Annotated in this window: 18 protein-coding genes and 2 riboswitches; of the genes, 10 read left to right on the forward strand and 8 right to left on the reverse strand. The window is 61.0% G+C overall.

Annotated elements, in window-relative coordinates:
- Positions 1 to 50: 50 nt before the first annotated feature.
- The gene (gene tyrS, locus HX899_RS23040) at positions 51 to 1,307 is read right to left on the reverse strand and encodes a tyrosine--tRNA ligase (RefSeq protein ID WP_181293480.1); all 1,257 of its coding nucleotides are present in this window, start codon (positions 1,305 to 1,307) and stop codon (positions 51 to 53) included.
- 133 nt (positions 1,308 to 1,440) lie between these two features.
- Between tyrS and HX899_RS23045 the strand changes: the two genes are divergently transcribed.
- Positions 1,441 to 2,559 (forward strand): anhydro-N-acetylmuramic acid kinase, encoded by a 1,119-nt coding sequence (locus HX899_RS23045; protein ID WP_181293481.1) that lies wholly within the window; start codon positions 1,441 to 1,443, stop codon positions 2,557 to 2,559.
- Complete coding sequence (locus HX899_RS23050; protein ID WP_138389096.1) at positions 2,556 to 3,083, forward strand: GNAT family N-acetyltransferase; 528 nt, start codon at positions 2,556 to 2,558, stop codon at positions 3,081 to 3,083. Before HX899_RS23045 ends, HX899_RS23050 begins: the two co-directional genes overlap by 4 nt.
- Here the strand turns inward: HX899_RS23050 and HX899_RS23055 are convergent.
- Entirely contained in the window at positions 3,080 to 4,255 is a 1,176-nt protein-coding gene (locus HX899_RS23055) for an acyltransferase (RefSeq protein WP_181293482.1), read from the reverse strand. The two genes, HX899_RS23050 and HX899_RS23055, sit on opposite strands and share 4 nt — an antisense overlap.
- A gap of 143 nt (positions 4,256 to 4,398) precedes the next feature.
- Complete coding sequence (locus tag HX899_RS23060) at positions 4,399 to 5,076, reverse strand: alpha/beta hydrolase (protein WP_003540001.1); 678 nt, start codon at positions 5,074 to 5,076, stop codon at positions 4,399 to 4,401.
- Positions 5,077 to 5,293: 217 nt separating this feature from the next.
- On the opposite strand from HX899_RS23060, the gene HX899_RS23065 reads away from it, so the two are divergent.
- From HX899_RS23065 to sufA, 7 genes are all read left to right on the forward strand, one after another.
- Positions 5,294 to 6,511 (forward strand): cysteine desulfurase family protein, encoded by a 1,218-nt coding sequence (locus HX899_RS23065; protein ID WP_138329341.1) that lies wholly within the window; start codon positions 5,294 to 5,296, stop codon positions 6,509 to 6,511.
- 93 nt (positions 6,512 to 6,604) lie between these two features.
- Positions 6,605 to 8,074: a Fe-S cluster assembly protein SufB gene (sufB, locus tag HX899_RS23070; protein ID WP_138389098.1), complete on the forward strand. Its 1,470-nt coding sequence runs from the start codon at positions 6,605 to 6,607 to the stop codon at positions 8,072 to 8,074.
- Between the two features lie 190 nt (positions 8,075 to 8,264).
- Positions 8,265 to 9,020, forward strand: coding sequence for a Fe-S cluster assembly ATPase SufC (gene sufC / locus HX899_RS23075; protein ID WP_018445225.1), 756 nt, complete (start codon positions 8,265 to 8,267; stop codon positions 9,018 to 9,020).
- Between the two features lie 25 nt (positions 9,021 to 9,045).
- Positions 9,046 to 10,320 (forward strand): Fe-S cluster assembly protein SufD, encoded by a 1,275-nt coding sequence (gene sufD / locus HX899_RS23080; protein ID WP_138389099.1) that lies wholly within the window; start codon positions 9,046 to 9,048, stop codon positions 10,318 to 10,320.
- Positions 10,321 to 10,332: 12 nt separating this feature from the next.
- On the forward strand, positions 10,333 to 11,574 hold the full coding sequence (locus tag HX899_RS23085; protein WP_181293483.1) for a cysteine desulfurase: 1,242 nt from the start codon (positions 10,333 to 10,335) through the stop codon (positions 11,572 to 11,574).
- A gap of 12 nt (positions 11,575 to 11,586) precedes the next feature.
- On the forward strand, positions 11,587 to 11,967 hold the full coding sequence (locus HX899_RS23090) for an SUF system Fe-S cluster assembly protein (RefSeq protein ID WP_003559708.1): 381 nt from the start codon (positions 11,587 to 11,589) through the stop codon (positions 11,965 to 11,967).
- Positions 11,968 to 12,063: 96 nt separating this feature from the next.
- On the forward strand, positions 12,064 to 12,456 hold the full coding sequence (sufA, locus tag HX899_RS23095) for a Fe-S cluster assembly scaffold SufA (RefSeq protein WP_018072227.1): 393 nt from the start codon (positions 12,064 to 12,066) through the stop codon (positions 12,454 to 12,456).
- 58 nt (positions 12,457 to 12,514) lie between these two features.
- Here sufA and HX899_RS23100 read toward each other — a convergent pair whose 3' ends face one another.
- Entirely contained in the window at positions 12,515 to 12,820 is a 306-nt protein-coding gene (locus HX899_RS23100) for a flagellar basal body rod protein FlgC (protein WP_181293484.1), read from the reverse strand.
- A gap of 164 nt (positions 12,821 to 12,984) precedes the next feature.
- On the reverse strand, positions 12,985 to 14,031 hold the full coding sequence (locus tag HX899_RS23105) for a GH25 family lysozyme (protein WP_181293485.1): 1,047 nt from the start codon (positions 14,029 to 14,031) through the stop codon (positions 12,985 to 12,987).
- Positions 14,032 to 14,985: 954 nt separating this feature from the next.
- Here HX899_RS23105 and HX899_RS23110 point away from each other — a divergent pair.
- The gene (locus tag HX899_RS23110; RefSeq protein WP_181293486.1) at positions 14,986 to 16,620 is read left to right on the forward strand and encodes a DUF1254 domain-containing protein; all 1,635 of its coding nucleotides are present in this window, start codon (positions 14,986 to 14,988) and stop codon (positions 16,618 to 16,620) included.
- 145 nt (positions 16,621 to 16,765) lie between these two features.
- Here the strand turns inward: HX899_RS23110 and gcvP are convergent, their stop codons facing one another.
- The 3 genes from gcvP to gcvT are packed head-to-tail and all read right to left on the reverse strand — an operon-like array spanning position 16,766 to position 21,152.
- Positions 16,766 to 19,630 carry an aminomethyl-transferring glycine dehydrogenase gene (gene gcvP, locus HX899_RS23115; protein WP_181293487.1) on the reverse strand — a complete coding sequence of 955 codons (2,865 nt, stop codon included), beginning with the start codon at positions 19,628 to 19,630 and terminating at the stop codon, positions 16,766 to 16,768.
- Positions 19,630 to 19,992 (reverse strand): glycine cleavage system protein GcvH, encoded by a 363-nt coding sequence (gcvH, locus tag HX899_RS23120; protein WP_003539971.1) that lies wholly within the window; start codon positions 19,990 to 19,992, stop codon positions 19,630 to 19,632. Before gcvH ends, gcvP begins: the two co-directional genes overlap by 1 nt.
- A gap of 23 nt (positions 19,993 to 20,015) precedes the next feature.
- Positions 20,016 to 21,152, reverse strand: a complete 1,137-nt coding sequence (gene gcvT, locus HX899_RS23125; protein WP_138389107.1) for a glycine cleavage system aminomethyltransferase GcvT — start codon at positions 21,150 to 21,152, stop codon at positions 20,016 to 20,018.
- A 76-nt stretch (positions 21,153 to 21,228) separates the two neighbouring features.
- Positions 21,229 to 21,309, reverse strand: a riboswitch (glycine riboswitch).
- 3 nt (positions 21,310 to 21,312) lie between these two features.
- A riboswitch (glycine riboswitch) is annotated at positions 21,313 to 21,401 on the reverse strand.
- Positions 21,402 to 21,477: the final 76 nt, after the last annotated feature.

Here is a 21,477-nt window from a genome sequence, read left to right on the forward strand (position 1 = left end):
AAAAGCCGGCACGGGCGCCGGCTTTGGTATCTGTTCGGAACTGACACCGCTTACGCCGCGCGGCGGATCAGGATGTGTTTCTTCTTGCCGAGCGAGAGCTTGATGACGCCGTCGGCGGTGATTTCGCCGCTGCCGATCATCTTGCGTTCGTCGCTGATCGCCTCGTCGTTGATGCGGACCGCGCCGCCTTGGACGTGACGACGAGCTTCGCCGTTCGACGAGGCAAGGCCGGCACGAACGATCAGCGACAGCAGGCCGATGCCGCCGTCGAGTTCGGTGGCGGGGATATCGACCGAGGGCAGGTTCTCCGAGAGGCTGCCTTCCTCGAAGGTCTTGCGCGCGGTTTCAGCGGCCTGCTCGGCGGCCGGGCGGCCGTGCAGGATCGCGGTAACCTCAGTTGCCAAGATCTTCTTGACCTCGTTGATCTCCGAGCCGCCGAGTGCGGCGAGACGGGCGATTTCATCCATCGCTAGCGTTGTGTAGAGCTTCAGGAAACGCGAGACGTCGGCATCCTCGGTGTTGCGCCAATACTGCCAGAAATCATAGGCCGAGAGCATGTCGGCGTTCAGCCAGACAGCGCCCGTCGCCGACTTGCCCATCTTGGCACCCGACGACGTCGTCAGCAGCGGTGACGTCAGCGCATAGAGCTGCGGTGTCCCCATGCGGTGACCGAGATCGATACCGTTGACGATATTGCCCCACTGGTCCGAACCACCCATCTGCAGTCGGCAATCGTAGCGCTTGGCAAGCTCGACGAAGTCATAGGCCTGGAGGATCATGTAGTTGAATTCCAGGAAAGACAGGGACTGTTCGCGGTCGAGACGCGTCTTAACACTGTCGAAGGACAGCATGCGGTTGACCGAGAAGTGCTTGCCGACATCGCGCAGGAATTCGAGGTAGTTCAGCGAGCGCAGCCATTCGGCATTGTTGATCATCAGCGCGTCCTTGGGGCCGTCGCCGTAGTTCAGGTAATTGGAAAAGACGCGCTTGATCGAGGCGATGTTGCCTTCGATCGTATCCACGGTCATGAGCTGGCGCGCTTCTTCCTTGAAGGAGGGATCGCCGACCATGCCGGTGCCGCCGCCCATCAGCGAGATGGCGCGATGACCGGTCTTCTGCATCCAGTGCAGCATCATGATCTGGATCAGCGAGCCGGCGTGCAGGCTGGGTGCCGTCGGATCGAAGCCGATATAGGCCGTCACGGTTTCCTTGTCGAACAGGTCGTCGAGGCCGCTTTCATCGGAGACCTGATGAATGAAGCCGCGCTCTTTCAGCGTGCGGAGGAAATCGGACTTGAACTCGGACATAGGTTTCGTCTCTTGGTGTCTGCTCCGCACCCCATGGGGGCTTGGCGCAAGTTCGTTGTTGTTGATCTGTCGCGGCGCGTTTAGCACTGTTTTTATAAAAGTGCATCCGGGAATCGCATGGGAGGCAAGCCTCATGGATGTCATCAGGACCGCGATCGGGCTGATGAGCGGCACGTCGATGGACGGAATCGACGTCGCGTTGATCAGGACCGACGGCCGCGGCTTCATCGAGCGCGGGCCGTTCATGGGCGTGCCCTATGACGCGGATTTTCGCGGGCAGCTCAAACGGGCGCTAGAACTGTCGCGTCCACTCAGTGAGAGAAGCCAGCGACCCGCTGAGCTTCGCGATATCGAGCTTGAACTCACCTTGCGGCATGCAATTGCCGTTACGGCATTCATGGAGCGTTTCGGGCTTTCTGCCGATGCCGTCGATGTTCTCGGCTTCCATGGCCAGACGGTGCTTCATCGCCCTGACGAGGGATTGACGATCCAGATCGGAGACGGCGGGGAACTGGCGAAGAGAACCGGCATATCGGTGGTCTACGACATGCGCGCCAACGATATGGTTCATGGCGGGCAGGGCGCGCCGCTGGTGCCGGCCTATCACGCAGCACTTGCGGGAAAATTCCAGCAGGCGGGACAGGCAGTGTGCTTCGTCAATATCGGCGGCATCTCCAATCTCACCTTTATCGGCACCGACGGACGGATATCGGCGTTCGACAGCGGTCCGGGCAATACGCTGATCGACCAGTGGGTGGAGATGCAGACCGGTAAAACCTATGACCCCAGCGGCGAGATCGGTGGGCGCGGAAAGGTCGTGGCCAGCCTGGCGGAACGCTATCTGCAAAGCCCGTTCTTCCGCGGCAATATTCGCCGGTCGCTGGACCGCGGCGATTTTGCACCGCTTCAGCCCGAGGAAGCGAGCCTTGAAGACGGCGCCCGGACGCTCGCGCATGTCGCCGCCGCCTCGATCATCAAATCCGCCGGTTTCCTGCCGGAGACCCCAGCGATGTATATCGTCTGCGGCGGCGGGCGGCTGAACGCCACTCTCATGGCAGAGTTCTCAGTCATGGCCGAAAGGCTGGGCTCGAGGGTGCTGACGGCGGAGGAGTCGGGCTTCGACGGCGATGCGATGGAAGCCGAGGCCTGGGCCTATCTCGCCGTCCGGTCGCTGGACGGACTGCCGCTGACATTCCCCGGCACGACGGGAGTCGACGCTCCCGTCAGCGGCGGGGTGCTGGCGACGCCATGAGAGAGCAGCGGGTCATGCTGAAGACGCCACGGCTTACCTTCGTCATGTGGGACGAAGGCGATGGGACCCTGGTGCAACAGCTGCATTCGACGATGGCGACGACCCGATATTTGTCCGGCAACGTGCCGTGGAGCCTCCAAAAGGCTGAGGAACGGCTGCGCGGCTGGTTCGAGGAACAGGCGCGCGACGGCACGACCAAATACAAGCTCCTCGCCGAGGACGGTCGATTTGTCGGCCGTGCGGGGATTTCAAAGTTCAGGAACGAGCAATTCGAACTCGGCTATTCCCTGCGCGAGGAGGCGTGGGGCAGGGGCCTGGCAACGGAAGCGGCGAGTGCGCTTGCCGACTGGTTCTTCGAAAGGAAGTTTGCATCGGGCTTCATCGCCTTCACGCATCCCGAAAACATCGCCTCGCAACGCGTCCTCAGAAAGATCGGCATGCGCGAACGCGCGCCGATCCTGATCGATGGAGTGCTGGACACGGTTTTCGGACTGACCGCCGATATGCGGCCGGCAAAGCTCTAACTCTTGACGGCGACCGGCCGGACATGGGGTTCGTGCCCAGCCTGATTGCCATCCTCGACGCCCCTGACCTGGGCGATGAATGAGAATTTCTTGCGAAGGCCGAGGATCGGCTTCTCGATGAAATGCCAGGACAGCACCGCAACGGCGAGAGCCGATGGCAGACCGACGAGATAGAGCGCCAGCGCACCGTATTTCGGGTAGAGAAAGAGCGACGGGAACGAGCTGATCCAGATCTGCAAGAACGGGTCGTGATAAAGATAGACGCCGTAGGAATAGTCGCCTTTCCTGAAAAAGGCCGGGATGGGCACCTCGGACAGGCCGACGAAGACGGTGATGTAAACAAGAGAGGTGATGACCAAGGGCCGGTTGAGCACCGACTCCGTCGCTCGGCTGTCCAGGGTGAGGATGGCGACGATGCAGACCAAGCAGGCAGCGCCGAATATCCAGCGGGAATGCGGAATGACTGCCCTGAACTGAAAGGCGACGATGCCCATCATGAAGGCCGTTATCAGCTGGGAGCCTCGGCTCATGAACAGGAAGCGCGCGATCGGCTTGATCGAGCCTGGCAACAGATAGGGCATCTTCTGCACGATAAGGCCGATGACGATGTAGGCGATCGTCACCGCCAGCAGCTTGTAGCGCGTCTTCACAATGGCGGTGATCATCAGGAACGACATGATGATGTAGCAGAAGATTTCCCAGGGAACCGTCCACAGAGCGCCGTTGACACGCTGGCTCGGATTATCCTGGAAAACGCCCGGCAGCTCGTAATGGATCCAGCCGACGATATTCAGGAAGTATTTGAAAAACCGCTGATCGGTAAAATATTCGGAATGATAGACGACCGTGATGATCGGCCCGATGATCAGCGAACAAACGACGATATCGACGGCAAGGGCCGGGACGATGCGCAAGCCTCGGTTGATCAGGAAATTCCGGAGGCTCAGGCGCTGTGCACTGCCGGCGATCAGAAATCCGCTCAAAGCGAAGAACATCGGAACAAGAGCGTATTCAGTGAACCAGAATACTGACCCCCTGATGAAGTCATTGTTGTCGGTTAACAAAAAGGAATGGGTCAATACGATGGAAAAGGCGAGCCCTATTCGAAGAAAATCGAACCCCGGACCAATTCCCCTATACTTATCCAGGACTTCCCCGAACGACTTGGTCATTGCGGACCTCGCTTTTGTTAGGATCGCGAGGACCCTACCGCACTGCAACATGGATTGCAACACGATAGGTGATCTGTTCTGGCACAGCCGGCCCGGTTGTGTTCCGGACCGTCATGGCATTGATGAGGCTGAGATTTGTGGTGTCAGCGAATCCGCTTGGCGGCCGGTTCCGGCACCAGTTCGCCGTTGAGGCGGCGGTCGAGATAATCCTCGCATTCGCCCATCAGCGTTTCCACCTGACCGTTGAAGAAGTGGTTGGCGTTGGCGACGGTGCGGTGGGTGATGAGGATGCCCTTCTGGGTCTTCAGCTTTTCGACCAGGCCGTTGACATCCTTTTCCGGGGCCACCTTGTCGGCTTCGCCGTTGATGATCAGGCCGGAAGACGGGCAGGGCGCCAGGAAGGAAAAGTCGTAGGTGTTCGGCTGGGGCGAGATCGACATGAAGCCTTCGATTTCCGGCCGGCGCATCAGAAGCTGCATGCCGATCCAGGAGCCAAAGGAATAACCGGCGACCCAACAGGTCTTGGAATCAGGATGCAGGCTCTGCACCCAGTCGAGCGCCGAGGCTGCATCCGAGAGCTCGCCGGCGCCGTGGTCGAATTCACCCTGGCTGCGGCCGATTCCCCGGAAATTGAAGCGCAGCGTCGTAAATCCGCGCTTCTGGAACATGTAGAAGAGCTGATAGACGATCTGATTGTTCATCGTGCCGCCGAACTGCGGATGCGGATGCAGAATCAGGGCGATGGGCGCGCTTTTTTCCTTGGAGGGCTGGTAGCGGCCTTCAAGACGGCCGGCTGGGCCGTTGAAAATAACTTCGGGCATTGGTACTCCGGGTTTTATTTCGCGTTCGCGCTGCGTTGGATGACAACATGACTTGACTAGTGTTGTCAGCTTTTCTAAAACGCAGTTTAGAACAATTCGAAACTTGCATGGCGATCCACGCATCGTGGAATGTGTCATAAGGCAAGCCCGGCGGAAATTTCAAGAAAAATGAACCGCGGATGCTGAAGCAAGCTCGTCAAGCGCAGGACTGAAGATCATGGCGCCGCCACGCCTTTATCTCGACTGGAACGCCACAGCGCCGCTGCACCCCGCAGCACGCGCGGCGATCATGCGCGCCATCGATATTTTCGGCAATCCAAATTCCGTTCACGGCGAGGGCCGGGCCGCCCGCGCCGCCATCGAAGGCGCACGGCGCAAGGTGGCAGCACTTGCCGGCACCGATGCCGGCAATGTGGTCTTTACCAGCGGCGCGACCGAAGCCGCCAATCTGGTGCTGACGCCGGATTTCCGCATGGGCCGCACGCCGCTCCGCCTTGGCCATCTCTATTTCTCGGCGATCGAGCATCCGGCGGTGCGCGAAGGCGGCCGCTTCGCCAAAGAGAAGATGACCGAGATCCCGGTGACGGAAGCCGGCATCGTCGATCTCGATGCGCTCGGCCTCCTGCTTGATGCGCATGACAAGGCCGCCGGCCTGCCGATGGTCGCTATCATGCTCGTCAATAACGAGACGGGCATTGTCCAGCCGGTCGAGGCGGCGGCAAAGATCGTCCACGCCCATGGCGGGCTCTTCGTCGTCGACGCCGTGCAGGCGGCCGGCCGCATCGCGCTCGATATCGGCAAGATCGGCGCCGACTTCATGATCGTTTCCTCGCACAAGATCGGCGGGCCGAAGGGTGCCGGCGCGCTCATCGCGCAGGGCGAGGCGCTGATGCCCAGGCCGCTGATCCAAGGCGGCGGGCAGGAGCGGGGTCACCGCTCAGGGACACAGAATTCGCTGGCGCTGATCGGCTTCGGCGCGGCGGCAGAAGCCGCGGCAGACGAACTCGAGGCGCGTAATGCGGCGATCGGCGTGTTGCGCGAGCGGCTCGAAGCCGGCATGCGTGAGGTAGCAGCCGATGTGATGATCCACGGTGAGGGCGGCGAGCGCGTCGCCAATACGATCTTCTTCACCCTACCGGGGCTGAAGGCCGAGACTGGACAGATTGCTTTCGACCTCGAAGGCGTTGCCCTATCCGCAGGCTCTGCCTGCTCGTCCGGCCGGCTTGGCGAAAGCCATGTGCTGACGGCGATGGGCCGTGACGCCAAGCTCGGGGCGCTGCGCATCTCGCTCGGCTTTTCGACGACGGAAGAGGATATCGACAGGGCGATTGCGGCTTTCGCAAAGATCGCCAACCGGCGCAGGTCGGCTGGGGAGGCGGCGTGCCCGCTGTCAAAACTTGCGGAAACGCAAATTTCTGCTTGCCAATCGGGCTGAAAAGTCCCTTTTGGCCTCTTACATGAGGGGCAAGGTAATTGCCCAAACGCTACAAGCTGCCGGACCTTGTATCCGGCGAGATTGGAGAATGAGATGGCTGCGGTGCAGGAAACAATCGACCAGGTGCGCCTGATCGATGTGGACCAGTATAAATACGGTTTCGAGACCGTCATCGAGATGGACAAGGCGCCGAAAGGCTTGTCCGAAGATATCATCCGCTTCATTTCGGCGAAGAAGCAGGAGCCGGAGTGGATGCTGGAATGGCGTCTCGAGGCCTATCGTCGCTGGCTGACGCTGGAAGAGCCGACCTGGGCGCGCGTCAACTATCCGAAGATCGATTTCAACGACATCTATTATTACGCCGCGCCGAAGAGCACGCCGGGTCCAAAGTCGCTCGACGAGGTCGATCCGGAGCTGTTGAAGGTCTATGAGAAGCTCGGCATCCCGCTGCGTGAGCAGGAGATCCTTGCCGGCGTCGAGAAGCCGAAGATCGCCGTCGACGCCGTTTTCGACAGCGTCTCGGTCGTCACCACCTTCAAGGCAGAGCTGAAGAAGGCCGGCGTGATCTTCATGTCGATCTCGGAAGCCATCCGCGAGTATCCGGAACTGGTGCAGAAGTACCTCGGCTCCGTCGTTCCGACGAGCGACAACTACTATGCGACGCTCAATTCGGCGGTCTTTACCGACGGTTCCTTCGTCTTCGTGCCGAAGGGCGTTCGCTGCCCGATGGAGCTTTCCACCTATTTCCGCATCAACGAGAAGGGCACCGGCCAGTTCGAGCGCACGCTGATCATTGCGGAAGAGGGCGCCTACGTCTCCTATCTCGAAGGCTGCACGGCGCCGCAGCGCGACGAAAACCAGCTGCACGCTGCCGTGGTCGAGCTGGTCGCGCTCGACGATGCCGAGATCAAATATTCGACGGTGCAGAACTGGTATCCGGGCGACAAGAACGGCAAGGGCGGCATCTACAACTTCGTCACCAAGCGCGGCGATTGCCGCGGCGACCGTTCGAAGATTTCGTGGACGCAGGTCGAAACCGGCTCGGCGATCACCTGGAAATATCCGTCCTGCATCCTGCGCGGCGACGACAGCCGCGGCGAGTTCTACTCGATCGCCGTGTCCAACGGCCATCAGCAGATCGACAGCGGCACCAAGATGATCCATCTCGGCAAGAATACGTCGAGCCGCATCGTTTCCAAGGGCATCGCCGCCGGTGTTTCCAACAACACCTATCGCGGCCAGGTTTCGGCTCACCGCAAGGCGTCGAACGCGCGCAACTTCACCCAGTGCGATTCGCTGTTGATCGGTGACAAGTGCGGCGCCCATACCGTGCCCTACATCGAGGCGAAGAATTCGACGGCGCAGTTCGAGCATGAAGCCACAACCTCGAAGATCTCCGAGGACCAACTGTTCTACTGCCTGCAGCGCGGCATCCCGACCGAAGCGGCGATCGCGCTGATCGTCAACGGTTTCGTCAAGGAAGTCCTGCAGGAACTGCCGATGGAATTCGCTGTCGAGGCGCAGAAGCTGATCAGCATCTCGCTGGAAGGCTCGGTGGGCTAAACACGGGTCCGTCATCCTCGGGCTTGTCCCGAAGATCTACGTACCTATGCGGAAAGTCACGTCGGAGCAGTAGGACGATTATAATTGACGGCTTAGATCCTCGGGACAAGCCCGAGGATGACGGATTGAGACCGGTGCGAACGGTCTATCAGGCGGCACTTGAACCCGCTTTATGAACAGGAAGAACGAGATGCTTGAAATCAGAAACCTCCATGCCCGCATTGCCGAAGACGGCACCGAGATCATTCGTGGCTTGAACCTGACGGTGAAGGCCGGCGAAGTTGCCGCGATCATGGGGCCGAACGGCTCCGGCAAGTCGACGCTCTCCTATGTGCTGTCCGGCCGCAGCGACTACGAAGTCACCGAGGGTGACATTCTCTACAATGGCGAAAGCATTCTCGAGCTCGACCCGGCCGAGCGCGCCGCCAAGGGCATCTTCCTTGCCTTCCAGTACCCGGTTGAAATTCCGGGCGTCGCCACCATGCAGTTCCTGAAGGTGGCGATGAACGAGCAGCGCAAGGCGCGCGGCGAGGACGAGTTGACGACGCCGGACTTCATGCGCCGCGTCAAGGATGCCGCCGGCAAGCTGCAGATCAATACCGAGATGCTGAAGCGGCCGCTGAACGTCGGCTTCTCCGGCGGCGAAAAGAAGCGGGCCGAGATCCTGCAGATGGCGCTGCTCGAACCGAAGCTGTGCGTGCTTGACGAAACCGATTCCGGCCTCGACATCGATGCGCTGAAGATTGTCGCCGACGGCGTCAACGCGCTGCGTTCGCCGGACCGCGCGGTCGTGGTCATCACCCACTACCAGCGCCTGCTCGACTATATCGTGCCGGATACCGTCCACGTGCTCTACAAGGGCCAAGTGATCAAGTCGGGCGACAAGACGCTGGCGCATGAGCTGGAAGCCAACGGCTATGCCGACATCATCGGCACGGCGGCCTGAGTTTCGGGTGGAAAGGACGACGTCCATGAACATGCAGACGACGAGCCGCCTGACTGCGGCCGAGACGGCGCTGATCGAGGCTTTCAACCAGCAGATCGGCGAGCTGCCGGGCAATGGCGCGGTGACGGCACTGCGCGACCGGCTTCTCGACGACCTGAAGAAGGCCGGCCTGCCGACGCGCCGCATCGAGGCCTGGCATTATACCGACCTCAAGAATCTGCTGCGCACCGTTCCGCAGCAGGCGGGCGATGCCGGCTCGGAGGCTTTGGAGCCGCTCGTTGCGGATGCCACGGTGCTGGCGGTGATCCAAGGCCATTCCAACCAGAAGGCTACGGTCGACGGTCTTGGCGTTTCGGCCTATTCCGAACGTCTGCTTGACGGCTCTGCCGCAGGCGGGCTCGATGCGCTCGGCAGCGACGACGCGGTCGGCCGCATCAATGGGAGCTTCGTGCGCGATGGCTATGTCATCGACGTGCCTGCCGAGACCGAGCTTGAAAACCCGCTCGAAATCCAGTTCATCCATGCGGGCGGGCAGACGCATACGCGCTTGCCTGTGTCCTTCGGCGCCGGTGTCAAGGCGACCGTCATCGAGCGTCACCGCACGGTGACCGGCGATGCTGCGCTGGTGTCCCATGTCACCGACATCACGGTTGGCGAAGGCACGGAACTGACCTGGATCATCCTGCAGCAGCAGGGGGCCGACGATACGCATCTCGGGCAGATCCGCATTGATCTCGGCGCTGACGCCAAGCTCCGGCTTTTTGTCATCAATGCCGGCGGCAAGCTGGTGCGCCAGGAGCTGCATATCAAGGTGACGGGCGAGGGCGCCGATCTGACGTTGCGCGGCATCAACCTGCTCGGGGCAGAAAGCCATACCGACGTGACGATGGTGCTCGGCCACGACGTGCCGAATACCGGCTCGACCGAAGTCATCCGCAACGTCGTCTTCGACCGCGCCAAGGGCGTCTTCCAGGGCATGATCCGGGTGGCGCCCGATGCGCAGAAAACCGATGCCAAGATGGCCTGCAACACGCTGTTGATGTCCGACGATGCCGAATTCTCGGTCAAGCCCGAGCTCGAAATCTTCGCCGACGACGTGCAGTGCGGCCACGGCGCCACGGTGACCGATATCGACGCCAACCATCTCTATTACATGATGGCGCGCGGCATTCCGGAGAACAAGGCGCGGGCGATGCTCGTCAACGCCTTCGTCGCCGAGATCGTCGAGGAACTTGATGATGAAGCCCTGGTCGAGGCGCTGGAAGGCGTGATTTCGGCCTGGCTCGAAAAGCACGCCTGATCGGATATATTAATGGACAAGATAGTGCCGGCCACGCAATACGACGTCGAAGCCATCCGCCGGGATTTCCCGATCCTGGCGGAAAAGGTGCATGGCAAGCCGCTGGTCTATCTCGACAACGGCGCATCGGCGCAGAAGCCGCAGGTGGTGATCGACGCCATCTCGCATGCCTATTCCAATGAATATGCCAATGTGCATCGTGGCCTGCACTATCTTTCCAACGCCGCGACGGATGCCTATGAGGGAGCGCGCGAGAAGGTCCGCCGCTTCCTCAACGCGCCTTCGGTGAACGACATCGTCTTCACCAAGAATTCGACGGAAGCGATCAATACCGTCGCCTATGGCTGGGGCATGCCGAAGATTGGCGAAGGCGACGAGATCGTCCTGACGATCATGGAGCACCATTCCAACATCGTGCCCTGGCACTTCATCCGCGAGCGGCAAGGGGCCAAACTCGTCTGGGTGCCGGTCGACGACGAGGGCGCCTTCCATATCGAGGATTTCGAAAAGAGCCTGACGGAGCGCACCAAGCTCGTCGCCATCACCCATATGTCGAATGCGCTCGGCACGATCGTTCCCGTCAAGGAAGTCTGCCGGATCGCGCATGAGCGCGGAATTCCAGTGCTGATCGACGGCAGCCAGGGCGCTGTGCATCTGCCTGTCGACGTGCAGGATATCGATTGCGACTGGTACGTCATGACCGGCCATAAGCTCTATGGCCCGTCCGGCATTGGCGTGCTCTACGGCAAGAAGGAGCGGCTTTTCGAGATGCGCCCCTTCCAGGGCGGCGGCGAGATGATCTTCGAAGTCGCCGAGGACGTGGTTACCTATAATGATCCGCCCCATCGCTTCGAGGCCGGCACGCCGCCGATCGTGCAGGCGATCGGGCTGGGTTACGCGCTCGATTATATGGAGAAGATCGGCCGCGAGGCGATCGCCCGGCATGAGGCCGATCTTGCCGCCTATGCGGTCGAGCGACTGAAATCCGTCAACTCGCTGCGCGTCTTCGGGACGGCGCCCGACAAGGGCAGCATCTTTTCCTTCGAGCTTGCCGGCATTCATGCCCATGACGTCTCGATGGTGATCGACCGGCAGGGTGTTGCGGTCAGGGCCGGCACGCATTGCGCCATGCCGCTCTTGAAACGCTTCGGCGTCACCTCCACATGCCGTGCATCCTTCGGCATGTACAATACCCGCGCCGAGGTCGATGCCCTGGCCGATGCGCTTGATTATGCGCGCAAGTTCTTTGCTTGAGGAGTGTCCGTGATGAGCCTGGACGAAAGCGAACAGAAGATCGACGTGCGCGAAGGCATCGTGCATTCCAGCATTCCGGCCGATGAGCTGGCACGGCTGAGCGACGACGTCATCAGCGCGCTGAAGACGGTCTACGATCCGGAAATTCCCGCCGATATCTTCGAGCTCGGTCTGATCTACAAGATCGACATCGAGGACGACCGGATGGTGAAAATCATGATGACGCTGACTGCACCCGGCTGCCCGGTGGCCGGCGAGATGCCCGGCTGGGTCGAAAACGCCGTCGGCGCCGTCGAGGGCGTGTCGGGCGTCGAGGTTGCCATGACCTTCGATCCGCCATGGACGCCGGACCGCATGTCGGAAGAGGCGCAGGTCGCCGTCGGCTGGTACTGATACAGTACCGTGGTATTGATCCGTTTACCTCGGAAGACTACATTTGAATCACGAAGCGCCGGATCTTGACCCCGGTTGCGGAAGGAGAATGAGCCGATGGGCTTTGCAATCATGAGCATGACGGACGGTGCTGCGGCTCGCGTCAAGGCGATCGTCGAGAACTCGGGACCGGATGCCAAGGGCGTGCGCGTCGGCATCAAGAAGGGCGGCTGCGCCGGTATGGAATATACCATCGACCTCGTGACCGAGCCCAATGCCAAGGACGACCTGATCGAGCGCGATGGTGCAAAGGTCTGGGTCGAGCCATCCGCGGCTCTTTACCTGCTCGGCACCGAGATGGGGTTCGAGACGACGACGCTCCGCTCCGGCTTCACCTTCACCAATCCGAACCAGACATCGGCCTGCGGCTGCGGCGAATCCGTCGAGCTGAAGCCTGCCGATCTCGCGGCCCTTGCCGCCCAGCGCCAGGGCGAGCCGGCGCATTCCTGACAGCTTCAGAGCGGCGGAAAATTCTCCGCCAGCAAGTCTCCGATGAAATCGGGCGTGTTCAGTCGCGCTTGATGCTCATCAGCATTTCCCACATGTCGGCGCCGGTCTCGAAGACCACGGCGTTCGCCTTGTAGCTCTGCTCGGCTTCGATCAGGTCGGTGAGTTCGGTGGCAGGATCGACATCTGATGCGGTCGGGCTGACGACGGCCTGGACGCCGCCTGATGCAACGGAGGTGAGGCTGGTGTTCAGCCTTGCATAGCCCGGCGTGCTGCTGTTTGCGATGTTGTTGGCAATTGCGCCGACCCGCGTCGTCTGCGCCCGCATTCCCGAAAGAGCAGTGCTCGTAATGCCCGATATGCTCATCAGCCGTTTCCCCAGAACTGGATGAAATTCTTGTACATGCAAGGGCTTAGGGAATGTTGAAGGCGTTGCGTTAGCAAAGACCTATAGGTTCGCGCATCTTCGCATCCATCTGTTCCGGATTGGCACGGAACGGGGTCGGGGGCGCGGAGCCATGGCCAGCTTCGCTAACGCGACGCCACCCAGTCGTGCCAATCGCTCTCGTTGCCGTTGAAGACGTTGAGGTCGATCTTGCCGTCGACGCCTTCGGAAAGGCCAGAGCCGGAATACTGCCAGAAGACCCACTTGCGGCCGGGATAGACCTTGGAGGGATGAGCGGCCACCGAGCGCAGCCAGAAGGGATAGTCGAGCAGTTGACCCTTCAAATTGTCGCGGTAGAAATCCGGCGCGGTATAGATGATCGGGCGCTGACCGTAATGGCGCTCCAGCTTATCCATGAAAACCTGCATCTTTTCCCGAACACGTGTGGGGGAGATGCGCCTCTTGCAGCTCGATTCGCCGTTCCATTCGACGTCGATGACGGGCGGAAGAGCGTTGGCTTCCCTTGGCACGTTGCGGATGAACCAGTCGGCCTGCTCACCGCCTGTCCGGCACCAGTAGAAGAAGTGATAGGCGCCGTGTTTCAGGCCGGCTTCCTTGGCCCGGCGCCAGTTCTTCTTGAACATAGGATCAAGGTGATCGCCGCCGTCGGTCGCCTTGATGTAGACGAAGTTGGCGCCTTGCCGCCGCAACGTCTGCCAGTCGATCTCGCCCTGCCAGCGCGACACGTCGACGCCGTGCACGGCAAGCTTTCTCGGCGAGGTGGAGCCGAAGTTGATCGGCTTGGCATCGCGGAACCGGTGGCCGTAAATTTGTCCGCGTGTCGGCGATCTCGTGCCGACATCGGGCATTGCATTGCCGGCGGGATTGGCCGGCATCAGCAGCGCGACCGGCTTATCTGTCGGCAGCGGCATGCCGACCGGCCTGTCGGCGGGCACGAGCGCCCGCGGTTCTGGAACCTCTCCCGCCCAGCCCAACGCCTGCTGCGGCGGGCTTGCCTGCGGTGCAGGATCGCCAACGGCGGCGGCCGGAATCGGGCCGCTCGGCTGGGCGATGGCATTGGTCGTTTCCGGAGACGGCACGTTGCCCAGCACATCTTCGGCGCCAGAACTGGCAGCGCATCCCGACAGGATCAGGGCGGCGAGGAGGATTGCTGGCACTGCCGATGGACGCATAAGAACCTGCACGCAAAACAAGGGATCGACGGCGATCCATATTGATGGAAGCCGCCTTTCTAAAAGGCTAACAGAGACTTGCTAAGAAAGGTTAAATTTGATCCCACTGCATAATTTCGCAATTATGTAGGATCCGCCACCCAGACGAGATCGCGACCTTTGAGCCGCAGCGAGCTGCTTTCGACACGGTCCTGCAAGTCGACGACGAGAATTAGCGTCCTGACGGCGCTGTCCGAATTCGTTCGAGAAAACCTCCGAAGATCGCTGCAAGTTCGGTCACGCCGCTATTCAAGGACATCGACAAACGCGGAACTCTCCTGCGCATCCTAAGGGAAGCAGACACTCCAGTGTCGACTTTCGACTGTGCCAGGAAATTCGCGTTGCAAACTTCGAGGTGACCGAGAATTCTCGGCGGTACTTCTGGCATCGGATCGGATAGCAGCGCTCATGTCCGCAGTTGATGCAAACCGGGCGGCCCCCCGTCTCCGGCTAACGGATCAGGCAGAAAGCCTTGAAGGTGTCGTCCTCGGAGACCTCCCGAAGCTTCTTAAGGGTGAATGTCCGGCTTTCCGGCGACAACAGGTATCAATCTGAACATTCCTTAGACCTAGCAGATCCGCAGGAGCGCGCGTCGATCGGGCGTGCTTTGAATGGTAAATCGATTCTTCAAGAAGACTTTTCTGCGCGAGGCTCAAACTGGAATCGACTGACAACTGTGGGCATTTAGCGCGTATGTTACTGTAACGTACTTGCTATTTCACGGCATCGTGAAAGGGTTTCACATCGTCCGATTTGCAGACCCACTGGCTCAAAAATCTCATGAGGACAATCTTGTCCAAAAAGTATTCGCGGAGCAAGCTCGGGTGACGGGACATGTGCATCGCGCCATAGACACCCGGTAACGTGGTGTTGTCCGCGCCAATCCAAAGTCTTACTCAAGAAATGGAGGACAGCATGACACATATCGGAAGAAAGCTTTCATTTGTTGCAGTTTTTATCACCGCAACCGTCGTCAACGGCGGGAATCTAGCTTTCGGCCAGACGGCGGGCGAAATCCCACCGATCCTGGTTACCCCGGATAAAGTCGAGTCTCGCATTGGTACGCTCGAGTTCAAGGACGGTGCTCCCAGCCCAGAAACTGTCAAAAAGGTTTATGACACGCTTGATTTTACCCGCGCCCTTGACGTGTTCCTCAACAGCTATGGTGGCGCATCGGCCTATGCGATCCGCAAGGGTCTGCTCAGCATCGGCGCGGAGGACAACACGGTCACCCTTTACCCCGAGTTGATGGATTCGAAGTCGCTGTTCCTCACGGCCAATGCCGACACCGTCTACTATTTCAGCATTGTGGATTTGACTAAGGGGCCGATCGTGGTCGAGCAACCTCCTATGGGGGTAGGCACGATCAATGACATGTGGTTTGGCTGGATCATCGATGTCGGGTTCCCCGGCCCCGACCGCGGCGAAGGCGGAAGATACCTGCTGCTGCCACCCGGCTATGACGGTCCGGTTCCCGAAGGCGGTTTCTATGTAGCGCGGTCGAAGACGAACCGGGTCATCTATGCATCTCGCGGTTACCTCGTAGACAACGATCCGAAGCCGACTGTCGAGAACATCAAGAAGAATATGAAGATCTATCCCTACACGCCGGGCGGTGTCGGCACGAGCATCGCAACGGCGCTCGAAGGCAAAGTCAGGCTTGAATCGAACCCGCCGCTTCCTGAAACCAGGTTCCTCGAGGCGGGCGGCAAGGCGTTCAATACGATCCCCCCAAGCGACTATTCGTTCTTCGAGATGATCAACGCCAATGTTCAGGCAGAGCCGGCCGATTCCTACAATCCGGAACTTGCAGGCCAATTGGCAGCCATCGGTATCGTCAAGGGCAAGGAATTCAAACCGGACGACCGGATGAAGAAGATTCTGACCGACGCAGCAGCGGTGGGAAACGCGGCCAGCCGTGCGCTGAACTGGCGTTCCAGCGGCCCCCATCCTGATTGGTCGTACTATCCAGACTCCATGTGGGGAAACATGCTGTGGGAGGGTGGCGCAAATTTCGAAACCCCGCCGCCGATGATTACCAAAGAGGGTCTTTTCGCACCATTGCCGCCGACCGGTGCTCGAACCCTCGACTCGAAAACCGCGTTCTACTTCGGCTACACGCTCGACTCGCCCGGCATGATCATGCGGCTCCCCAAGGTCGGGTCGCAATATCTCATGGGTTTCCTGGACGCCAACAAGAACGACCTCGACGGCGGCAAGACCTACAAGGTGACGCTACCGAAGGACATTCCAGCGGCCGCGTTCTGGTCCTTTACCCTCTACGACAACCAGTCGCGCTCGATGCTCCAGACGCCGCAAGGCTACCCGCGCGCTGGCAGCCAGAGCTATCCATCGCCCGCCGCCGAAGCGGACGCGGATGGCGCGACGACGATCTATTTCGGCCCGACCCAACCCGAGGGCGTGAAACGGGGTAATTGGATCCAGACAATGCCCGGCAAGGGCTGGTTCACGCTCCTTCGCCTGTACAGCCCGCTGGAACCGTTCTTCACGAAGGAGTGGCGGTTGAGCGAAATCGAACTCGTTCCCTAATGTTGGGAATGTGGGAGCAATGCTGACCATCGCGCGGAAGTAGTCTCTTGCGACAGGCGTCCTTTGCTGAAAAGACGCGCGGCGCTGTAGTGCGCCCAAAGCGGGCAGCCCCTCCAAAGCGCGGGAGGGCCTGCCCGGATTGCTGTTATTCCGCGGCCTCCGCGTAGCTTTCCACTGGCGGGCAGGTGCAGATCAGGTTGCGGTCGCCGTAGACATTGTCGACGCGGTTGACCGGGGACCAATATTTGTCGACACGGAAGGCGCCGGGCGGGAAGCAGGCTTGTTCTCGGCTGTAGGGACGGTCCCATTCGCCGACGAGGTCTTCCACCGTGTGCGGAGCGTTCTTCAGCGGGTTGTTCACCTTGTCCATGCGGCCATCCTCGATGGCGCGGGCTTCCTCGCGGATCGCCAGCATCGCCTCGCAGAAGCGGTCGAGTTCGGCCTTGGTCTCGCTTTCCGTCGGCTCGATCATCAACGTGCCGGCGACCGGCCAGCTCATGGTCGGCGCATGGAAGCCGCAGTCGATCAGCCGCTTGGCGACGTCGTCGACGGTGACGCCCGAGCTGTCGACCAGCGGGCGGGTGTCGATGATGCATTCATGCGCGACGCGGCCGGCAGCCGACTTGTAGAGCACGTCATAGGCGCCCTTCAGCCGGGTGGCGATATAGTTGGCGTTGAGGATCGCCACCTTGGTCGCCTGCGTCAGGCCTTCGCCGCCCATCATCAGGCAATAGCTCCAGGAGATCGGCAGGATCGAGGCCGAGCCGAAGGCGGCGGCCGAGACCGCACCCGAACGGCCGTCGGTTTCGGGATGGCCGGGCAGGTAGGGGGCTAGATGCGCCTTGACGCCGATCGGGCCCATGCCGGGGCCGCCGCCGCCATGCGGGATGCAGAAGGTCTTGTGCAGGTTCAGGTGGCTGACGTCGGAGCCGATGTCACCGGGGCGGGACAGGCCGACCATGGCGTTCATGTTGGCGCCGTCGAGATAGACCTGGCCACCATTCTGATGAACGAGATCGCAGATTTCCTTGACCGTCTCCTCGAAGACGCCGTGCGTCGAGGGGTAGGTGATCATGCAGCAGGAGAGGTTTGCCGCATGCTGCTCCGCCTTGGCGCGAAAATCGTCGAGATCGATATCGCCGTTTTCACGCACCTTGACGACCACCACCTTCATGCCGACCATCTGGGCCGAAGCCGGATTGGTACCGTGCGCCGAGGTCGGGATCAGGCAGACGTCGCGATGGCCGTCGCCATTGGCGATATGATAGTTGCGGATCGTCAGCAGGCCGGCATATTCGCCCTGCGCACCGGAATTCGGCTGCATGGAGAAGGCGTCGTAGCCAGTGACGGCGCAGAGCTTTTCGATCAGGTCGTCGATCATCTCGCGGTAGCCGAGCGCCTGGTCGGCCGGCACGAAGGGATGGATGTCGGAAAATTCCGGCCAGGTGATCGGCAGCATTTCCGCCGTCGCGTTGAGTTTCATCGTGCAGGAGCCGAGCGGGATCATCGAGCGGTCAAGCGCCAGATCCCGGTCGGAAAGCCGGCGGATGTAACGCGTCATCTCGCTTTCGGCGCGGTTCATGTGGAAGATCGGATGGGTGAGGTAATCGCTGGTCCTTAGCAGGCCCTTCGGCAGGCGGTAGGAAGGCTCGAAATCGGCAATGGTGAAATTGCCGCCGAAAGCGCGCCAGACGGCTTCGAGCGTCGCCGGCCGGGTGCGTTCGTCGAGACTCATGCCGATTTTGGTTTCACCAACCTTGCGCAGATTGACGCCTTCGGCGACGGCGGCGCGCAGGATGAGGCCCTGCATATGGCCGACATCGACGGTGATAGTGTCGAAGAAGGTCTCGGGCTCAACCTTGTAACCGAGCTTTTCCAGGCCCTTGGCCATCAGCACGGCCTTCTGGTGCACCTGCTGGGCGATCGCCTTGATGCCCTTCGGGCCGTGGAAGACGGCATACATCGAGGCCATGACGGCCAGCAGCACCTGGGCGGTGCAGATGTTCGACGTCGCCTTTTCGCGGCGGATATGCTGTTCGCGGGTCTGCAGCGACAGGCGATAGGCACGGTTGCCACGGGCATCGACGGAAACGCCGACGAGGCGGCCAGGCATGGAGCGCTTGATGGCATCCTTGACCGACATATAGGCTGCGTGCGGGCCGCCATAGCCGACCGGGACGCCGAAGCGCTGCGAGGATCCGACGGCGATATCGGCGCCCATTTCGCCGGGGGATTTCAACAACGTCAACGCCAGGATATCGGCGGCGACGATTGCTATGGCGCCAGTCTGGTGCAGGCGCGAGATCAGGCCGGTAAAATCATGCACGTGACCGTGCGTGCCGGGATATTGGAAGATCGCGCCAAAGACGTCGACAGGATCGAGATCGGTGAAGGGGTTGCCGACGATGACGCTCCAGCCGAGCGGCTCGGCGCGGGTGCGGATCAGGGCAATAGTCTGCGGATGGCAGTCGGCATCGACGAAGAAGGCCTTGGCCTTCGATTTGGCGACGCGCTCGGCAATCGCCATGCCTTCGGCGGCGGCGGTCGCCTCGTCGAGCAGCGAGGCGTTGGCGACGTCGAGGCCGGTGAGGTCGCAGATCATCGTCTGGTAGTTCAACAGCGCTTCCAGGCGGCCCTGGCTGATCTCCGGCTGGTAGGGCGTGTAGGCGGTGTACCAGGCCGGGTTTTCCAGGATGTTGCGCTGGATGACTGGCGGCGTGATGGTGCCGTAGTAACCCTGGCCGATCAGCGAGACCAGCACCTTGTTCTTGTTGGCGGTCTCGCGCAGCTTGTCGAGCGCCTCGCGCTCGGTCATCGGCGCACCCCAGACGAGCGGCGCCTTCTGGCGGATCGAGGGCGGCAGCGTCGCGTCGATCAGGCCATCGAGGCTGTTATAGCCGATCACCTTCAGCATATCGGTCATCTCGGCCGGCGAGGGGCCGATATGGCGGCGATTGGCGAAATCGTAGGGCTGATAGTCGGTGAACTGGAATTCTGTCGGCGTCGTCATTACGCAGTGAGCTCCTTGTAGGCCGCCTCGTCGAGCAGGCCATCGGCGTCCGCAGCATTTGCCAGCTTCAGCTTGAAGAACCAGCCGGCGCCCTGAGGATCGGAATTGACCAGCGACGGATCTGCAACGATGGCCGGATTGACCTCAGTGATCTCGCCATCAAGCGGACAATAGACATCGGAAGCAGCCTTGACCGATTCAACGGTCGCGGCATTGCCGTTCTTGGAGAAGGTCGCGCCGACTTCCGGCAATTCGACGAAAACCAGGTCGCCGAGCTGTTCGACGGCATAGGTGGTGATGCCGACCGTCGCAACGCCGCCTTCGATCTTCAGCCATTCGTGTTCTTCGGTAAATTTCAGCATTGTTCGTCCTCTCTGGAAAAGGTTTAGCGTTTGTAGGTCGGTGTGACGAAGGGCAGGGCGCTGACGGTGGTCGGCAGATATTTGCCGCGCACCTCGGCATAGACGAGCGTGCCTGCCGCAGCATGGGAGAGCGGCACGTAACCCATGGCGACAGGGCCTTCGACGCTGGGGCCAAAGCCGCCCGAGGTGACTTCGCCGATTTCGACCTTGCCCTCGGCATCGGCATAGAGCTTGGCATGGCCGCGCACCGGCGCCTTGCCTTCCGGCTTCAGGCCGACGCGGCGGCGGGCAGCGCCGTTCTCGAGTTCGGACAGGATGCGGCCGGAGCCCGGGAAGCCGCCGGCACGCGCACCGTTGCCGCGCCTTGCCTTCTGCATGGCCCATTCCAGCGCCGCCTCGACCGGCGAGGTAGTCGTGTCGATATCGTTGCCGTAGAGGCAGAGGCCGGCTTCCAGGCGCAGCGAATCGCGGGCGCCAAGGCCGATCGCCTGGACATCGGGATGTTCGAGCAACCGCATGGTGACATCCACGGCCTTGTCTGATGGAATCGAGATCTCGAAGCCGTCCTCGCCGCTATAGCCGGAGCGGGAAACAAGACAGGAAACGTCGTGCAGGCGGCAGTGGCGCACGTCCATGAATTTCATCGCCGCGACGTCGGCCCAGAGTTCGGCAAGAACCGCAACCGCACGCGGCCCCTGCAGCGCGATCAAAGCGCGATCGAGAAGCGTGACGTCGCACTGGTCGCCGATATGGGCCTTGAGATGGGCGAGATCGGCTTCCTTGCAGGCGGCGTTGACGACGACGAAGAGGTGGTCGTCGAGATGGGCGATCATCAGGTCGTCGAGAATGCAGCCGGTGTCGTCGGTGAAAAAGCCGTAGCGCTGGCGGCCTTCGGCAAGGCCTAGGATGTCGACGGGCACGAGGCTTTCAAGCGCCAGCGCCGCATCCTCGTAGCTGCCCGATTTCGCCTTTACGATGACCTGGCCCATGTGGGAGACATCGAAGAGGCCGGCTTCGGCGCGGGTATGAAGATGCTCCTTCATCACGCCTGCGGGATATTGCACCGGCATGTCGTAACCGGCGAACGGCACCATGCGGGCGCCGAGCGAAAGATGCAGGGCATGCAGCGGGGTTTTCTTCAGGGCAGCAGTATCGTCCAAAAGACGCCTCCGGGGTTTGCGCCTTCTCGCGAAGGCGCGGGCTCAAATCTGAAGGCGCGGCTGCGCACTTCTCTCCTGAGCCCCCTCTGTCCCTTTGCCTGAGATTGTTATCCCTTCGGCGAGCGTTTCGAGAACGCTTCTCTCCAGAGTTCCGTCTGCCCCTTGCTGGTCCTTTTGCCTGAGAGTTTCCGGGGCGGTTGCTCCTTCGGCACCGGTGGCGAAAGCACCGGCTTCTCCCAACAAGGTTGGCGCAATTATCCGGCGGGTGCAGCGCTTGGCAAGGCCAAATGTCGTGACCGGACAATTTTTTGTCGCCATATGCCGG

The organism is Rhizobium sp. WYCCWR 11146 (assembly GCF_013591995.1).
Taxonomy (GTDB): domain Bacteria; phylum Pseudomonadota; class Alphaproteobacteria; order Rhizobiales; family Rhizobiaceae; genus Rhizobium; species Rhizobium indicum.

Excerpts from the sequence above, each read along its gene's own strand:
- tyrS (WP_181293480.1), bottom strand. The coding sequence starts at position 1,307 with ATGTCCGAGTTCAAGTCCGATTTCCTCCGCACGCTGAAAGAGCGCGGC.
- HX899_RS23045 (WP_181293481.1), top strand. The coding sequence starts at position 1,441 with ATGGATGTCATCAGGACCGCGATCGGGCTGATGAGCGGCACGTCGATG.
- HX899_RS23050 (WP_138389096.1), top strand. The coding sequence starts at position 2,556 with ATGAGAGAGCAGCGGGTCATGCTGAAGACGCCACGGCTTACCTTCGTC.
- HX899_RS23055 (WP_181293482.1), bottom strand. The coding sequence starts at position 4,255 with ATGACCAAGTCGTTCGGGGAAGTCCTGGATAAGTATAGGGGAATTGGT.
- HX899_RS23060 (WP_003540001.1), bottom strand. The coding sequence starts at position 5,076 with ATGCCCGAAGTTATTTTCAACGGCCCAGCCGGCCGTCTTGAAGGCCGC.
- HX899_RS23065 (WP_138329341.1), top strand. The coding sequence starts at position 5,294 with ATGGCGCCGCCACGCCTTTATCTCGACTGGAACGCCACAGCGCCGCTG.
- sufB (WP_138389098.1), top strand. The coding sequence starts at position 6,605 with ATGGCTGCGGTGCAGGAAACAATCGACCAGGTGCGCCTGATCGATGTG.
- sufC (WP_018445225.1), top strand. The coding sequence starts at position 8,265 with ATGCTTGAAATCAGAAACCTCCATGCCCGCATTGCCGAAGACGGCACC.
- sufD (WP_138389099.1), top strand. The coding sequence starts at position 9,046 with ATGAACATGCAGACGACGAGCCGCCTGACTGCGGCCGAGACGGCGCTG.
- HX899_RS23085 (WP_181293483.1), top strand. The coding sequence starts at position 10,333 with ATGGACAAGATAGTGCCGGCCACGCAATACGACGTCGAAGCCATCCGC.
- HX899_RS23090 (WP_003559708.1), top strand. The coding sequence starts at position 11,587 with ATGAGCCTGGACGAAAGCGAACAGAAGATCGACGTGCGCGAAGGCATC.
- sufA (WP_018072227.1), top strand. The coding sequence starts at position 12,064 with ATGGGCTTTGCAATCATGAGCATGACGGACGGTGCTGCGGCTCGCGTC.
- HX899_RS23100 (WP_181293484.1), bottom strand. The coding sequence starts at position 12,820 with ATGAGCATATCGGGCATTACGAGCACTGCTCTTTCGGGAATGCGGGCG.
- HX899_RS23105 (WP_181293485.1), bottom strand. The coding sequence starts at position 14,031 with ATGCGTCCATCGGCAGTGCCAGCAATCCTCCTCGCCGCCCTGATCCTG.
- HX899_RS23110 (WP_181293486.1), top strand. The coding sequence starts at position 14,986 with ATGACACATATCGGAAGAAAGCTTTCATTTGTTGCAGTTTTTATCACC.
- gcvP (WP_181293487.1), bottom strand. The coding sequence starts at position 19,630 with ATGACGACGCCGACAGAATTCCAGTTCACCGACTATCAGCCCTACGAT.
- gcvH (WP_003539971.1), bottom strand. The coding sequence starts at position 19,992 with ATGCTGAAATTTACCGAAGAACACGAATGGCTGAAGATCGAAGGCGGC.